Origin of the sequence: Pseudomonas sp. Irchel s3h17 (assembly GCF_900187505.1) — a bacterium.
Taxonomy (GTDB): domain Bacteria; phylum Pseudomonadota; class Gammaproteobacteria; order Pseudomonadales; family Pseudomonadaceae; genus Aquipseudomonas.
Map to the genome: position 1 here is coordinate 12825 of NZ_FYDL01000009.1, position 13757 is coordinate 26581.

The following is a 13757-nucleotide window of genomic DNA, read 5'->3' on the forward strand; positions in this document are numbered from 1 at the left end:
TTGCGCATTCACCCGAGAGAAGACCGCTTGCCCATGCCTAGTTCATCTCAACGTTATCCTTTGCTGTCCATTGCCCAGCGCCTGCTCGTCGGCCTGCTGGCCGTCTTGATCGTGCCACTGGCCAGTGCCGATCAGGCCAAGCGCCTGCGCATCGGCATTACGCTGCATCCGTATTACAGCTACGTGACCAATATTGTCGGCGACAAGGCCGACGTGGTGCCGCTGATTCCGGCAGGCTTCAACCCTCACGCCTACGAGCCTCGCGCCGAGGACATCAAGCGCATCGCCGGCCTGGACGTGATCGTGCTCAACGGTGTCGGCCATGACGACTTTGCCGACCGCATGATCGCCGCCAGCGAAACCCCGAACGTCACGGTGATCGAGGCCAACGAAAACGTGCCGTTGCTGGCTGCCACCGGCGTGGCGGCGCGCGGCGCGGGCAAGGTGGTGAACCCTCACACCTTCCTGTCGATCAGCGCCTCCATTGCCCAGGTCAACAACATCGCCCGGGAGCTGGGCAAGCTCGACCCGGATAACGCCAAGGCCTACACCCAGAACGCCCGCGCCTACGGCAAACGCCTGCGGCAGATGCGCGCCGACGCCCTGGCCAGGCTGACCACGGCGCCCAACGCCGACCTGCGGGTGGCCACCGTCCATGCCGCCTACGACTACCTGCTGCGCGAGTTCGGCCTGGAAGTGACCGCCGTGGTCGAGCCGGCCCACGGCATCGAGCCCAGCCCGAGCCAACTGAAGAAAACCATCGACCAACTGCGTGAGCTGGATGTGAAGGTAATCTTCTCGGAGATGGACTTTCCGTCCGCCTACGTCGACACCATCCAGCGTGAATCCGGGGTCAGGCTCTACCCGCTGTCGCACATTTCCTACGGTGACTACAGCGCCGACAAATATGAAAAGGAAATGACCGGCAACCTCAACACCGTGGTCCGGGCCATTCAGGAGGCTGGCGCATGACGGCCCGGCAAATCCTGAACGCACAACATGTTGGCCCGGCCCTGAACTTCAACGATGTCAGTCTGACACTCGGGCGCACGACGATCCTCGACCAGGTGAGCTTCCAGGTGCAACCCGGCAACGTGCATGCATTGGTCGGCCCCAACGGCGGCGGCAAAAGCTCGCTGATCAAGACCCTGCTCGGGCAAATGCCCCATCAGGGCCTTCTGAGCCTGGAATGGCCGGGCGAGCCAGGCACCATCGGCTACGTACCGCAAGCCCTGGAGTTCGATCGCGGCTTGCCCCTCACCGTCGACGACTTCATGGCCGCCATGTGCCAGCGCCGTCCGGCGTTCCTGGGCATCAGCCGGCACTACAGCGCAGCCATCGGCGAAGCGCTGGAACGGGTCGGCATGCAGGACAAGCGCAAACGCCGCATGGGGGCGCTGTCCGGTGGCGAGCGCCAGCGTGTGCTGTTGGCCCAGGGGTTGATCCCGGCACCGCAGCTGCTGGTGCTCGACGAGCCGATGTCGGCCCTCGATGAAGCGGGGATCCAGGTGTTCGAACGCCTGCTGGCCGATTGGCGCCAGGCCGGGATCACCGTGCTGTGGATCGAGCACGACCTGGAAGCCGTAGGCCGTCTTGCCGATCGCGTCACCGGGCTCAATCGCCGCGTACTGTTTGACGCCACGCCGAAACAGGCGTTGACCCCGGAACGCTTGCTGAGCCTGTTCTCCACCCACCCACGAACCGCCGGGAGCGCCGCGTGATGAGTTACGAAGCCTTTCGCTTGATGGTCCAGGGCTGGGCCTCTTCGGGTTACCTGCCCGAAGCGCTGGCCTACGGGTTTGTGGTCAACGCATTGCTCGCCGGGTTGTTGATCGGCCCGGTACTGGGCGGCCTGGGCACGCTGGTGGTGGTCAAGCGCTTTGCGTTTTTCTCCGAAGCGGTCGGCCATGCGGCATTGACCGGCGTAGCCATCGGCATTCTGCTGGGCGAACCCTACACCGGCCCTTATGGCAGCCTGTTCGGCTACTGCCTGCTGTTCGGCATCCTGCTCAACTACCTGCGCAACCGCACGGGCCTGGCGCCCGATACCCTGATCGGGGTCTTCCTCTCGGTGTCATTGGCCCTGGGCGCCAGCCTGCTGCTGATTCTGGCCGGCAAGATCAACGTGCACATTCTGGAGAACGTACTGTTCGGCTCGGTGCTCACGGTCAACGGCAATGACCTGCTGGTACTGGCCATCGTCGGTTCACTGGTGATGGGCCTGAGCCTGCCGCTGTACAACCGCATCATGCTGGCCAGTTTCAACCCGCAACTGGCGGCCGTGCGCGGCGTTGCGGTCAAGACCCTCGACTACCTGTTCGTGGTCCTGGTCACGCTGATCACCGTGGCCGCCGTGAAAGTCATCGGCGCCATCCTGGTGGGCGCGCTGCTGGTGATTCCGGCGGCCGCGGCACGCCTGCTGAGTCAATCGCTCAAGGGCTTCTTCTGGTGTTCGGTGCTCATCGCCACCGTCAGTACCCTGTGCGGGATTCTGGCGCCGATCGTCTTCGACCTGCCGATCCCGTCAGGTGCCGCGATCATTCTGACGGCCGGTATCGCCTTCGCCCTCGCCGCCATCGCCCGTGGCGTGGTCCCCAGCCTCAAAGGGAATATTGGATAAATGTCATTTTCCATGCGCCAGCTGACCTTGACCCTGGCCCTGTGCGGCCTGGCAAGCACCAGCACCTTCGCCACCGACCGCTTCGAACCGATGCGCCTGACGGCCACCAATGGCATTGGCAACACCGTGCTGCATGCCGCAACCGCGGCCCGCACCGTACAGGTACTGGCCTCGCTGCCGATCACCCATGGCCTGGCCGCCCGCCTGACCGAGGGCACCGACATCGCGCTGGAACGTGCGGCGCCCGCCAATCTTCCGGGCTCACGGCAAGCCGCGTACTTCTCCGGACGGGGTGCAGCGGCCCTGCACACCTTGTCGCAGCAAGCGGACGCGGTGATCGGCCTGCGCTCGTTGTGGCCAGACGACCCGCTGTACCCGAACGCCCGACGCAGCAATATCCGTATCGTCGAAATCGATGCCGCGCGCCCGGTGGACGGTGCCTTGCCGGGCGTTGCCTTGCAGCCGGGCAATGTCGACGGGCTGAACAGCCAACCCTGGATGGCCAGCAACAACATGGGGCGCATGGCCGACGTGATTGCCGCCGACCTGGTACGCCTGGCTCCCGAGGCCAAGCCGAGGATCGAGAGCAACCTGGCAACCCTCAAGCAACGCCTGCTCAAACTCAGCGCAGACAGCGAAGCGCAGCTGGCCGACATCGACAACCTCAGCACGTTCAGCCTCAGCGATCACTTCACCTACCTGGTCAGCGGCCTCAACCTGGAACCGGTCGGCCTCGACACCCGCGCCGACAACGAGTGGACAGCCGAAACCCTGCAACAGTTGAGCGCAACCCTCAAGGACAACGATGTAGCGGTGGTGCTGCATCACCGCCCGCCATCGGCGGCACTGAAGGCTGCCATTACCGCGGGGGGCAGCCGGTTGCTGGTGCTGCAGACCGACGGTGCCGATCCGGTGGCCGAGCTGTCCGGCAACATTGATCAAGTGCTCCAGGCGCTGAAAAGCCGGTCCTGAAACCTCCCGCCTGAAGTCGCGGCCCTACCGGGCCGCGCTTACAAAGTCCCTCAAGAAACCAGGCAGCCCCCCATGCTAGCTTGCCCTGCGCATGACGCGAACAGACAGGGAGAGGGACTAAGCCATGAGTGACTCCATCGCACTGAACAAGGCCAACTGGGACGAGCGCGCACCACTGCATGCCGCCTCAGCGGAATACGCGACCGCCGCCTTTATCGACGCCCCCCGGCATCTGTCCGATGTCGTGCGGTTCGACCTGCCACTGCTGGGGGATATCTCCGGACTGCGCGGCGTGCACCTGCAGTGCCATATTGGTACCGACACCCTTTCACTGGCCCGACTGGGCGCACAGATGACCGGGCTCGACTTCTCACCGGCCGCCCTGGCTCAGGCCCGCGCCCTGGCGCAGCAATGCGGCGTGCCCATCACCTATGTTGAATCCGAGCTTTATCACGCCACCGAGGTGTTGCCCCTAGCGGCATTCGATCTGGTGTACACCGGCATTGGCGCCCTGTGCTGGCTACCGAGCATCGACGCCTGGGCACGCACCGTCAGCGAACTGCTCAAGCCTGGAGGACGGTTGTTCATCCGCGAGGGCCACCCGATGCTGTGGGCGCTCAATGAAGACTGCGAACACGCCCTGTCTGTCGAACTGCCGTATTTCGAGCGTGAGGCGCCACAGGTGTGGGACGACGACCGCACCTATGTCGAAACCGATGTCTCGCTCAAGGCGACGGTGACCCATGAATGGAACCACGGGCTGGGGGAAATCATCAGCGCATTGCTCGCCCACGGGCTGGACATCACCGGCCTGGTCGAGCATCAAAGCATTCCCTGGGATGCCCTGCCGGGCCAGATGGTCAGCGACGCCAACGGGGAGTACCGTCTCAAGGAAGCACCGTGGCGCCTGCCGTTGACCTACACCTTGCAGGCCGTCAAACGGGGCACCTGAAGCCCGGTGGCGGACACGAAATCCACTGCCTCGCCACGGTAATGCCGTTCAGTTGAGGCGATGAAACCACCGTTGCAGGAGCGAGCGTGCTCCTACAACGGGGCATATGTCCGGCATCCCTGTTCCTTTGAACAGTGTCAGGTCTGCAACGGCATGGTCAGTTCAACCCGCAAGCCGTCATCACGACTCTCGAAATGCAGCACGCAACCGCAGCGCTGGACGATCGCCTGGACAATCGCCAGGCCCAGGCCACAACCGGTGCTCGAACCGTTGCGCCAGAAGCGTTGAGTCAAGTGCTGCAGGTCCTCTTCGGCAATCCCCGGGCCGTGGTCGCGCACCTTGAAGCGCACGCGATTGCCGGTGGTTTCCAGGCTCAGTTCCACGGCCGCATCCGCCGGCGTGTGGCGCAAAGCGTTGTCGAGCAGGTTGCGCAGCGCGGCAATCGACAACACCGCGGGCATCTGTACCGGTGCCTGGGAGTAGCTGGCCGGCAGGTGCAGCTTGATCCGGCTGCGGTCGCCACTCGCCGCGTCCTGAATCGCCAGGCGGGCGACCTGTTCGGCGCTGCACTGCACGCCATCGTCGAACGACAGGCTGCCCTCGACCCGAGCCAGCAACAACAGTTGCTCAAGGGTCCGGTGCAAGCGGTCGGCGCCCTCCTCGGCACGGGCCAGGGACTGGTCACGGGCCGCCCCGTCGGTCATGCGGGCCACTTGCAGATGGGTCTTGATGGCCGTCAACGGGCTGCGCAGTTCGTGGGCCGCGTCACCGGTCAGCCGACGCTCGCGCTCGATGGTCTTGCCAATGCGCTGGAACAGTTGGTTCTGGGTTTCCAGCAACGGCTGCAATTCACTGGGCAACGGCTGGATCTGCAGGGGTTCAAGGGAATCGGCGCTGCGACGCATCAAGGCATCGCGCATACGGTTGAGTGGCGCCAGCCCCTGGCCGATGCCCAGCCACAGCAGGCACAGGCAGCCGAGCAAGGCCACGCCCACCGGCACCGACGCCGCCAGCAGTATCGACAGGTTCAACGCTTCGCGCTCCACTTGCCGGTCGGCCGTGGTGATGCGCAGGTCGCCGCGGGCCAGGGTGAAGCTGCGCCAACGGGCGCCGTCGATCATCTGATCGTGGAAGCCCAGTTTTTCCGCTTCCAGGGTTTGCTCGGGCGTCGCATGACTGCGGGCCAGGATTTCGCCGCGCAGCGAGCTGACCTGACAGGCCATCCCCCCAGGTACATTCAACTGTTCGGCACTGAAGTGGGTGCCCTCGCCCTTGCTCGGCAAGGGCGGCAGCTGCTCCAGCAGCCCCGCCACCATGCGCGCCGACGCCACCAGCCGCTGATCGAGGGAGAACATCATCTGGTTACGCAGGTCGCTGAGCATCCAGGCCGCGGCCAATGCCCAGATCATCGCGAAAGCCGCGCCGAGGGTCAGGCTCAGGCGCACGCGCAAACTCATCACTTCGATTGCTCTCCAGCGTCCGCCGGCCCCAGGCGATAACCCAGCCCTCGCACGGTTTCGACAATGCCATTGCCGAGCTTGCGCCGCAGGTGATGGATATGAACATTGAGGGCGTTGCTTTCCAGTTCATCGTTGAAGCCGTACACGCTGTCCTTGAGTTGCTCGGTGGACAGCACCCGGCCACGGTTGTGCAGCAAGGCCTGCAACAGCGATTGCTCGCGGCGCGACAGGTCCACCGATTGACCAGCCAACAAGGTTTCCCGGCTGCTGGGGTCGTAGGTCAGGGCCCCGTGTTCGATCAGGTTGACGCTGCGACCCGCGACCCGACGCAACAGGGTGTGCAGGCGCGCGGCCAGCTCACGCAAGTCGAAGGGCTTGAGCAGGTAGTCATCGGCACCGGCTTGCAGGCCATCGACACGGTCGGTGACCGAGTCGCGGGCGGTGAGAATCAGCACCGGAATCTCCAGGCCTTGCTGGCGCAGTTGCTGAAGCAGTTTCAAACCGTCTTCGTCGGGCAACCCCAGGTCGAGTACCATCACCTCGAACTCGGCGACCTTGAGCATCGCCCGGGCAGCCGACGCCGTGGCCACATGTTCCACGGTCATGCCCTGGGCCGTAAGGCCGGCAACAATGCCGCTGGCGATCAGCTCATCGTCTTCACAGACAAGTACATGCATGGTGGGACCTGTAGAAAAGTGTTGATTAAGAAGGCGCCGGATTAAGCGGACATTATGCCCCAGCTGTCATCGCCACAAGGATAACGCGGTTAATCATCGGTTAATCGTGATCCTTCATGGTGCACCCTACTTGCACCGGTATAAGGTTTACCCATGCGTCGTCTGTTTCTATTCATGCTGTTTGTTTTCGCAGGCCTGGCCCAGGCCGCCGCCAACCCGTTTGAAACCAAGCCTGATTTCCTGCCGGTGGGCAAGGCCTTCACCTTGACCTCCGAACGCCTGGAATCCGGGGAAACCCAGCTGTTCTGGCAAATTGCCGACGGCTACTACCTGTACCAGAAACGCCTGAGTTTCAACGGCCTGTCCGAGACCAACGCCCCTGCGCTGCCCGAGGGCGAAGCCCACAGCGACGAATTCTTTGGTGATCAACAGGTCTATCGCCAGGGCCTGGAGCTGAAGATCCCGGCTGACGCCACGGGCCGGATCAAAGTCGGTTTCCAGGGCTGCGCCGATGCTGGCCTATGTTACCCGCCACAGACCCAGGTGGTTGATCTGGGCGGCATCGTGCCCGCCATCGACACCGCAGAGGCGCCGGATCAAGCCCTGGCCAGTGGCCTGCAACAACACGCGTTGGGTTGGAGCTTGCTAGTGTTCTTCGGCCTGGGCCTGCTGCTCGCATTCGCCCCTTGTTCATTGCCCATGCTGCCGATTCTCGCCGGCTTGATCGTCGGCAGTGGTGCCAGTGCCAAGCGCGGTTTTGCCCTGGCCGGCAGCTATGTGGTGAGCATGGCGCTGGTGTATGCGGCACTGGGTGTGCTGGCGGCATTGCTGGGGGCCAATCTGCAGGCATGGCTGCAAAACCCCTGGCTGCTGGGCAGTTTCGCAGTGATCTTTGTGCTGCTGTCGCTGCCGATGTTCGGCTTCTTTGAACTGCAATTGCCGGTGGCCGTGCGTGACCGCCTGGAAAACGCCAGCCGCAAGCAGGGTGGCGGCAGCCTGGTCGGGGCCGGTGTGCTGGGGGCGTTGTCCGGTTTGCTGGTGGGCCCGTGCATGACCGCGCCACTGGCCGGGGCCTTGTTGTACATCGCCCAGAGCGGCAATGCGCTGCATGGCGGGCTGATCCTGTTCACGATGGGCATCGGCATCGGTTTGCCCCTGTTGCTGCTGGTGACCGTCGGCAACCGTTTCCTGCCCAAGCCCGGCACCTGGATGAACCTGCTCAAGGGCATCTTCGGCTTCCTGTTCCTCGGCACCGCGCTGGTCATGCTCCGGCCGGTGCTGGATGAGTCGTTGTGGATCGGCTTGTGGGGCGCGCTGTTGCTGATCATTGCCTACAGCGCCTGGCGCCAGACCGGCGGGTTCGGTCGTGCCGCCCATGTATTCGGTGGCCTGGCACTGCTGTCCGGGTTGTGGGGCAGCATGCTGATGATTGGTGCTGCCGGCGGCAGTGATGACCTGTTCAAACCCTTGCAGGTCTATCGCGCACAAGCCTCCACGGGAGTGGCCGGCCCTACGGCCCATGACGCCTTCATCACGGTCAAGGACGCCACCGCGCTGCAACGCGAACTGGACACGGCACGCGCCCAGGGCCAGTGGGTGCTGCTGGACTACTACGCCGACTGGTGCGTGTCGTGCAAGATCATGGAGAAACAGGTGTTCGGCAAACCCCAGGTGCTGGAGGCGCTGAAGGATGTGCGCTTGCTGCGCCTGGATGTCACCGCCGACAATGCCGACAGCCATGAACTGCTCGACCGTTACACAGTGCCCGGGCCACCCAGCCTGCTGTGGATCGGCACCGACGGCGAAGAACGCCGCAGCCAGCGCATGACCGGAGAGGTCGATGCCGCCGGTTTCCTCCAACACTGGAACATCGTCCGGAACGCTCTTTGATGCTGACCTTTACCCTCGGCACCTTTGCCATCGCGCTCAATCATTTGCTGCTGATCAGCGCCCTGGGACTGGCCACCCTGGTCGGTTGGCGCGTCGCCAAGCGCGGAGGCGAGAACCCCGAGTCGGTGCTGTTCGGGTTATTCATGCTGGGCCTGCTTGCCGCCAGAGCGGGGTTCGTGGTCGCCTACTGGCCTCACTACCGCGGTGACCCGTGGCAAATCATCGACCTGCGCGATGGCGGTTTCCTCGCCTGGCCGGGGGTGATTGTGCTGCTGCTGGCAACGGTGGCGTGGGGCTGGCGTCGTCCGCCCCTGCGCAAACCGCTGGGGTACGGCGTGGCCAGCGGTCTGTTGTTCTGGCTGCTGGCGAGCCTGTCCCTGAATCTGTATGAACAAGGCACCCGCCTGCCGGAAATCACCTTGCGCAATGCCGCTGGCGAAACCGTGCAACTGGCCGACTATCAGGGAGGCCCTCTGGTGATCAACCTCTGGGCCACTTGGTGCCCCCCCTGCCGGCGGGAAATGCCGGTGCTGGAAAATGCCCAGCAACAACGCCCCGACCTGACCTTTCTGTTCGTCAACCAGGCTGAAAGCATGCAGAGCGTCAGCACCTTCCTCGCCACCCAGGGCCTGAGCCTGTCGAACGTCCTGTTTGATCGTGGCGGCCGGTTGGGCCAGGCCGTCGGCTCCATGGCATTGCCGACGACGCTGTTCTACAGCGCCGAGGGTCGCCTGCTCGGCAGCCATCTGGGCGAGCTTTCAGAAGCCAGCCTGGCCCGCGCACTGGAAAATTTCGATACCCCCTCTACCCCCATTCAGGCCACACGGCCAAGGAAACTGCCATGCCCCGCTTCCGCCATCTGCTGACGATGACCCTGGGCGCAGCCCTGCTGCAAAGCCCCTTGCTCCATGCCGAAGAACTGCCTGCGGCAATCCGCAAGATCGAAGAAAAAGGCGCGAAGATCATTGGCAGCTTCGATGCACCCGATGGTTTGCGTGGCTATGCCGCGCAGTACCAGAACCGTGGCATGGCCCTGTACCTGACACCCGATGGCAAGCATGTATTGTTGGGCAACCTGTATGACGCCAACGGCAAGGACCTGAGCGCCGAGCCGTTGCAAAAGCTGGTGTACGCGCCGATGGCCAAGGAGGTCTGGGCGAAGATGGAGTCCAGCGCCTGGATTGCCGACGGCAGCAAGGACGCCCCTCGAGTGGTGTACCTGTTCAGCGACCCGAACTGCCAGTACTGCACCCTGTTCTGGGAGCAGGCCAGGCCGTGGGTGAAGTCCGGCAAGGTGCAACTGCGGCACATCATGGTCGGCATCATCCGTGAAGACAGCCCGGGCAAATCCGCCGCCCTGCTGGCCAGCAAAGACCCGAGCAAGGCCCTGGACGACCATGAAAAGGCCGGCAAACAAAGCGCACTCAAGGCGCTGCCAACCATTCCCCAGGAGGTCCAGGACAAACTCAATGCCAACATGGCATTGATGGAAGAACTCGAACTGCCCGCCACCCCGGCGATCTTCTACCTGGACGCCAAGGGTGACCTGCAACAGCAGCAAGGCGCACCGTCGCCGGACAAACTGGCGAAGATCCTCGGCCCTAAATAGAAACCGCAGAAGCAACCGAGCGCCATTGCGGGGCGCCCGGTTGGGTGCATCATCGTCGACGACCATCGCGAGCAAACGCAGCACCGTCCGACTGCTCGCGATTGCAACGGCTCAATCGCCGAAGATCAAGCCACCACCCCCGCATCCGCCCGCAACCCCAGCGCCTCGACGGCATTGATCGCGCACTGCTCATCGACATCCGACAGATCACCGCTGATTCCTACGGCGCCGAGCACATTGCCGTCCTGATCCCGAATCAGCACGCCGCCCGGTGCGGGTACCACGCTGCCCTGCCCCAGGCTGTTCAACGCCGCGATAAACGCCGGACGCTGTTGTGCGTCCAGTGCCAATAGCCGCGAGCCCTTGCCCAGCGCAATCGCGCCCCAGGCTTTGCCGATCGCAATGTCGGGACGCAGCAGGCTCGCGCCGTCTTCGCGCTGCAACGTGATCAGATGCCCGCCGGCATCCAGTACCGCAATGGTCAGCGGGGCTGCGCTGATTGCTCGCCCGGCGGCGATCGCCTCGTTGACCAGGCTGACTGCGACTTTCAAGGTTAAAGCGCTCACGGGTGCCGTCCTTATTTTGTTATGGGAAAGCCGTTGGGTTCTTTTTGTCGAGAAACCCGATGGAACAAATAGAACACAAAGAGTTATTTTTTTGTATACAATAATTATCGAAAAGCGCCTCATGCGACGAAACGCCACAGTGTTTATGGGCTTCCGACGAATGAAACAAGCGCTTGAGAAAATGGATTGACCTGCGCCGTCCGCCGTGAATACACTCTGCGCAAAGCCACTTGTATACAATTACAAAACGTAAAGAGGCACAAAACCATGAGCAAAATGAGAGCAATCGAAGCCGCCGTTCTGGTGATGCGCCGTGAAGGGGTCGATACCGCTTTTGGCATCCCGGGTGCCGCCATCAACCCGCTGTACTCCGCCCTGCAAAAGGTCGGCGGCATCGATCACGTCCTCGCTCGCCACGTTGAAGGCGCCTCGCACATGGCCGAGGGCTACACCCGCACCAAAGCCGGCAACATCGGCGTGTGCATCGGTACTTCCGGCCCTGCCGGTACCGACATGGTCACCGGGCTCTACAGCGCCTCGGCCGACTCGATTCCAATCCTTTGCATCACAGGCCAGGCACCCCGCGCCCGTATGCACAAGGAAGACTTCCAGGCTGTCGATATCACCACCATCGTCAAGCCAGTGACCAAGTGGTCGACCACCGTCATGGAACCGGGCCAGGTGCCTTACGCGTTCCAGAAGGCCTTCTATGAAATGCGCTCCGGCCGTCCAGGCCCAGTGCTGATCGACCTGCCGTTCGACGTGCAGATGGCCGAAATCGAATTCGACATCGACGCCTACCAGCCGCTGCCATTGGCCAAGCCGAGCGCGACCCGCGTGCAGGTGGAAAAAGCCCTGGCCATGCTCGACCAGGCTGAACGCCCGTTGCTGGTGGCCGGTGGCGGCATCATCAATGCCGATGCCAGCGACCTGCTGGTGGAGTTCGCCGAGCTGACCGGCATCCCGGTGATCCCGACCCTGATGGGCTGGGGCACGATCCCGGACGATCACCCGTTGATGGTCGGCATGGTTGGCCTGCAGACGTCGCACCGCTACGGCAACGCCACCATGCTGAAATCCGACGTGGTGCTGGGCGTCGGTAACCGTTGGGCCAACCGCCACACCGGTTCGGTCGACGTGTACACCGAAGGCCGCAAGTTCATCCACGTCGACATCGAGCCGACCCAGATCGGCCGCGTGTTCACCCCGGACCTGGGCATCGTCTCCGACGCCGCCGCCGCGCTGACCGTGTTCATCGAAGTGGCTCGTGAATGGCAGGCCGCCGGCAAACTGAAAAACCGCAGCGCCTGGTTGCAAGACTGCCAGCAACGCAAAGCCAGCCTGCAGCGCAAGACTCACTTCGACAACGTACCGGTCAAGCCGCAGCGCGTGTACGAGGAAATGAACCAGGTGTTCGGCAAGGACACCTGCTACGTCAGCACCATCGGGCTGTCGCAGATCGCCGGCGCGCAGTTCCTGCACGTCTACAAGCCGCGCCACTGGATCAACTGTGGCCAGGCGGGCCCGCTGGGCTGGACCATTCCGGCCGCGCTGGGCGTGGTCAAGGCTGACCCGAGCCGCAAGGTTGTGGCACTCTCGGGCGACTACGACTTCCAGTTCATGATTGAAGAGCTGGCAGTGGGCGCGCAGTTCAAACTGCCGTACATCCATGTCGTGGTGAACAACTCGTACCTGGGCCTGATCCGTCAGGCGCAACGCGGTTTCGACATGGACTACTGCGTGCAGTTGTCCTTCGACAACCTCAACGCACCGGAGCTCAACGGTTACGGGGTTGACCACATAGCCGTTGCGCAAGGCCTGGGTTGCAAGGCACTGCGCGTGTTCGAACCGGCTGAGATCGCCCCTGCACTGCGCAAGGCGCAAGAGCTGATGGAAGAGTTCAAGGTTCCAGTGATCGTCGAGATTATCCTGGAGCGCGTGACCAACATTTCCATGGGCACCGAGATCAACGCCGTCAACGAATTCGAAGACCTGGCGCTGGTCGGCAACGACGCACCGACTGCCATTTCGATGCTCGATTAACGGCTACAGATCGTTCCCATTGTGGGAGCGGGCTTGCTCGCGAAGGCGGCTTCACATCCAACAGCGATGTTGACCGTTACACCGCTTTCGCGGGCCAGCCCGCTCCCATGAGGGAGCTCACACATTTACAGGAGACCACCATGCCGCGTTTCGCAGCCAACCTGTCCATGCTGTTTACCGAGCAGGATTTTCTTGCCCGCTTCGAAGCGGCCGCCAAGGCCGGCTTCAGTGGTGTCGAATACCTGTTCCCGTACGATTTCAGCTCCGCCGAAATCAAGGCGCAACTGGATGCCAACGGTCTGACCCAAGTGCTGTTCAACCTGCCGGCCGGTGATTGGGCCAAAGGTGAACGCGGGATCGCCTGCCACCCTGATCGCGTGGAAGAGTTCCGCGCTGGTGTGAGTCTGGCCATCGCCTATGCGCAAGTACTGGGCAACACCCAGGTCAACTGCCTGGCCGGTATCCGCCCACAAGGCGTCGACGATGCCACGGTAGAAAAAACCTTCATCGCCAACCTCCGGTTCGCCGCCGACAAGCTGCAAGCGGCCGGCATCAAGCTGGTGATGGAAGCCATCAACACCCGCGACATCCCGGGCTTCTACCTGAACAACACCGCGCAAGCCCTGTCGATTCGCGAACAAGTGGGCAGCGCCAACCTGTTCCTGCAATACGACATCTACCACATGCAAATCATGGAAGGTGACCTGGCCCGCACCATGGCCACGCACCTGGACGAGATCAACCACATCCAGCTGGCCGACAACCCCGGCCGCAACGAACCAGGCACCGGAGAAATCAACTACCGCTTCCTGTTCGAACACCTGGACCGCATCGGCTATCAAGGCTGGGTGGGTTGTGAATACAAGCCACTGACCACCACCGAAGCCGGTCTTGGCTGGTTGAAAACCCATAACGCACTCTGAGATTGAAACCGGGCTTTTGTGGCGAGGGAGCTTGCTCCCGTCGGC

Annotated in this window: 13 protein-coding genes; 10 read left to right on the forward strand and 3 right to left on the reverse strand. The window is 63.0% G+C overall.

All coding sequences use genetic code 11. The features are described from left to right. The first annotated feature begins 33 nt into the window (after positions 1 to 33). The 5 genes from CKW25_RS14170 to CKW25_RS14190 all read left to right on the forward strand — a co-directional run bounded on the left by CKW25_RS14170 (position 34) and on the right by CKW25_RS14190 (position 4544). Positions 34 to 972 (forward strand): metal ABC transporter substrate-binding protein, encoded by a 939-nt coding sequence (locus CKW25_RS14170; protein WP_095080077.1) that lies wholly within the window; start codon positions 34 to 36, stop codon positions 970 to 972. Next, the gene (locus CKW25_RS14175) at positions 969 to 1721 is read left to right on the forward strand and encodes a metal ABC transporter ATP-binding protein (protein WP_095080078.1); all 753 of its coding nucleotides are present in this window, start codon (positions 969 to 971) and stop codon (positions 1719 to 1721) included. Before CKW25_RS14170 ends, CKW25_RS14175 begins: the two co-directional genes overlap by 4 nt. After that, on the forward strand, positions 1721 to 2620 hold the full coding sequence (locus CKW25_RS14180; protein WP_095080079.1) for a metal ABC transporter permease: 900 nt from the start codon (positions 1721 to 1723) through the stop codon (positions 2618 to 2620). Before CKW25_RS14175 ends, CKW25_RS14180 begins: the two co-directional genes overlap by 1 nt. 12 nt (positions 2621 to 2632) lie before the next feature. Continuing rightward, a complete protein-coding gene (locus CKW25_RS14185) occupies positions 2633 to 3592 on the forward strand; it encodes a metal ABC transporter solute-binding protein, Zn/Mn family (RefSeq protein ID WP_371855182.1) in 960 nt (319 codons plus the stop codon). A gap of 124 nt (positions 3593 to 3716) precedes the next feature. After that, entirely contained in the window at positions 3717 to 4544 is an 828-nt protein-coding gene (locus CKW25_RS14190; protein ID WP_095080081.1) for a bifunctional 2-polyprenyl-6-hydroxyphenol methylase/3-demethylubiquinol 3-O-methyltransferase UbiG, read from the forward strand. Between the two features lie 137 nt (positions 4545 to 4681). Here CKW25_RS14190 and CKW25_RS14195 read toward each other — a convergent pair whose 3' ends face one another. Together CKW25_RS14195 and CKW25_RS14200 are read right to left on the reverse strand one after the other, a co-directional pair. After that, on the reverse strand, positions 4682 to 6004 hold the full coding sequence (locus tag CKW25_RS14195) for an ATP-binding protein (RefSeq protein WP_095080082.1): 1323 nt from the start codon (positions 6002 to 6004) through the stop codon (positions 4682 to 4684). Continuing rightward, on the reverse strand, positions 6001 to 6681 hold the full coding sequence (locus CKW25_RS14200) for a response regulator (protein ID WP_095080083.1): 681 nt from the start codon (positions 6679 to 6681) through the stop codon (positions 6001 to 6003). Before CKW25_RS14200 ends, CKW25_RS14195 begins: the two co-directional genes overlap by 4 nt. 153 nt (positions 6682 to 6834) lie before the next feature. Between CKW25_RS14200 and dsbD the strand changes: the two genes are divergently transcribed. Genes dsbD through dsbG form a run of 3 tightly spaced genes read left to right on the forward strand, consistent with a single transcriptional unit; the run spans position 6835 to position 10180 of the window. After that, a complete protein-coding gene (gene dsbD, locus CKW25_RS14205; RefSeq protein ID WP_095080084.1) occupies positions 6835 to 8571 on the forward strand; it encodes a protein-disulfide reductase DsbD in 1737 nt (578 codons plus the stop codon). Next, positions 8571 to 9437 carry a TlpA disulfide reductase family protein gene (locus tag CKW25_RS14210; RefSeq protein ID WP_095080085.1) on the forward strand — a complete coding sequence of 289 codons (867 nt, stop codon included), beginning with the start codon at positions 8571 to 8573 and terminating at the stop codon, positions 9435 to 9437. Before dsbD ends, CKW25_RS14210 begins: the two co-directional genes overlap by 1 nt. Beyond that, positions 9413 to 10180 (forward strand): thiol:disulfide interchange protein DsbG, encoded by a 768-nt coding sequence (gene dsbG, locus CKW25_RS14215; RefSeq protein WP_095080086.1) that lies wholly within the window; start codon positions 9413 to 9415, stop codon positions 10178 to 10180. The genes CKW25_RS14210 and dsbG overlap by 25 nt, the downstream gene beginning before the upstream one ends. Positions 10181 to 10305: 125 nt before the next feature. On the opposite strand, the gene CKW25_RS14220 is transcribed toward dsbG, so the two are convergent. After that, positions 10306 to 10746, reverse strand: a complete 441-nt coding sequence (locus CKW25_RS14220; protein WP_095080087.1) for a heme-binding protein — start codon at positions 10744 to 10746, stop codon at positions 10306 to 10308. A 267-nt stretch (positions 10747 to 11013) separates the two neighbouring features. On the opposite strand from CKW25_RS14220, the gene gcl reads away from it, so the two are divergent. Together gcl and hyi are read left to right on the forward strand one after the other, a co-directional pair. Continuing rightward, positions 11014 to 12789: a glyoxylate carboligase gene (gene gcl, locus CKW25_RS14225; protein WP_095080088.1), complete on the forward strand. Its 1776-nt coding sequence runs from the start codon at positions 11014 to 11016 to the stop codon at positions 12787 to 12789. A 140-nt stretch (positions 12790 to 12929) separates the two neighbouring features. Beyond that, on the forward strand, positions 12930 to 13712 hold the full coding sequence (gene hyi / locus CKW25_RS14230; protein ID WP_095080089.1) for a hydroxypyruvate isomerase: 783 nt from the start codon (positions 12930 to 12932) through the stop codon (positions 13710 to 13712). Positions 13713 to 13757: the final 45 nt, after the last annotated feature.

What these genes read in the sequence shown, in the direction of transcription:
- CKW25_RS14180 (WP_095080079.1), top strand. Translation starts at nt 1,721, where the DNA reads ATGAGTTACGAAGCCTTTCGCTTGATGGTCCAGGGCTGGGCCTCTTCG.
- CKW25_RS14185 (WP_371855182.1), top strand. Translation starts at nt 2,633, where the DNA reads ATGCGCCAGCTGACCTTGACCCTGGCCCTGTGCGGCCTGGCAAGCACC.
- CKW25_RS14170 (WP_095080077.1), top strand. Translation starts at nt 34, where the DNA reads ATGCCTAGTTCATCTCAACGTTATCCTTTGCTGTCCATTGCCCAGCGC.
- CKW25_RS14190 (WP_095080081.1), top strand. Translation starts at nt 3,717, where the DNA reads ATGAGTGACTCCATCGCACTGAACAAGGCCAACTGGGACGAGCGCGCA.
- hyi (WP_095080089.1), top strand. Translation starts at nt 12,930, where the DNA reads ATGCCGCGTTTCGCAGCCAACCTGTCCATGCTGTTTACCGAGCAGGAT.
- gcl (WP_095080088.1), top strand. Translation starts at nt 11,014, where the DNA reads ATGAGCAAAATGAGAGCAATCGAAGCCGCCGTTCTGGTGATGCGCCGT.
- CKW25_RS14210 (WP_095080085.1), top strand. Translation starts at nt 8,571, where the DNA reads ATGCTGACCTTTACCCTCGGCACCTTTGCCATCGCGCTCAATCATTTG.
- CKW25_RS14200 (WP_095080083.1), bottom strand. Translation starts at nt 6,681, where the DNA reads ATGCATGTACTTGTCTGTGAAGACGATGAGCTGATCGCCAGCGGCATT.
- dsbG (WP_095080086.1), top strand. Translation starts at nt 9,413, where the DNA reads ATGCCCCGCTTCCGCCATCTGCTGACGATGACCCTGGGCGCAGCCCTG.
- dsbD (WP_095080084.1), top strand. Translation starts at nt 6,835, where the DNA reads ATGCGTCGTCTGTTTCTATTCATGCTGTTTGTTTTCGCAGGCCTGGCC.
- CKW25_RS14175 (WP_095080078.1), top strand. Translation starts at nt 969, where the DNA reads ATGACGGCCCGGCAAATCCTGAACGCACAACATGTTGGCCCGGCCCTG.